This is a genomic window from Pseudomonas sp. AMR01 (assembly GCF_041946035.1).
Classification (GTDB): Bacteria; Pseudomonadota; Gammaproteobacteria; order Pseudomonadales; family Pseudomonadaceae; genus Aquipseudomonas; species Aquipseudomonas antarctica_B.
The window spans coordinates 1-530 of the sequence record NZ_JAUTYR010000176.1; the positions used below are offsets into that span (position 1 = coordinate 1).

Sequence of the window (530 nt, forward strand, 5' to 3'; positions counted from 1 at the left end):
CACTTCCGTCATCCAATGGCGCATCCATGCTGTTCCCTCATCCGCAGTCAGCCCATGTTGGGTTTTCAAGTGGCTGACGACTTTGAGGTTGTTGATCGGATGAATGTCCGTCGCGATGACCTGTGCGGCGGCCAGCACCTGCGCCCGCTGAAACGCAGGCTCAGGCAGAAGGCCGGGGTCGGGGGCGATCTCGTCCAGGTAGGACATGATCGCCAGCGATTGGGTTAACGCCCTGCCGTCCTCCAGAAACAGGGTCGGCACCCCTTTGATCGGGTTCTTGGCAACATAGTCCGGGGCGCGTTGCTCCCCGGCGACGAGATCCACCGGGACCACCCGGTAGGGCAGTCCCTTGAGGTTTAGCGCCACCCGCACGCGGTAGGCTGTGGTCGAGCGCCAGTAGGAATAAAGCGTCAGCATCGCGGTTATTTCTTACCGGGCGTGCCGTCGAACTTCTTTTCCATATCCGCCCAGCAGTCGATGTAGTCGTCCTGAAGCGGTGCCTCTTTCCCGGCGAATTGGGTGAGTTGCTG

1 protein-coding gene is annotated in these 530 nt (G+C 60.8%); it reads right to left on the bottom strand.

What is annotated here, in order from left to right:
• Nucleotides 1-417: glutathione S-transferase N-terminal domain-containing protein (locus tag Q7C20_RS27120; RefSeq protein ID WP_375071231.1), on the bottom strand; the 417-nt coding region annotated here is incomplete at its 3' end.
• Nucleotides 418-530: the final 113 nt, after the last annotated feature.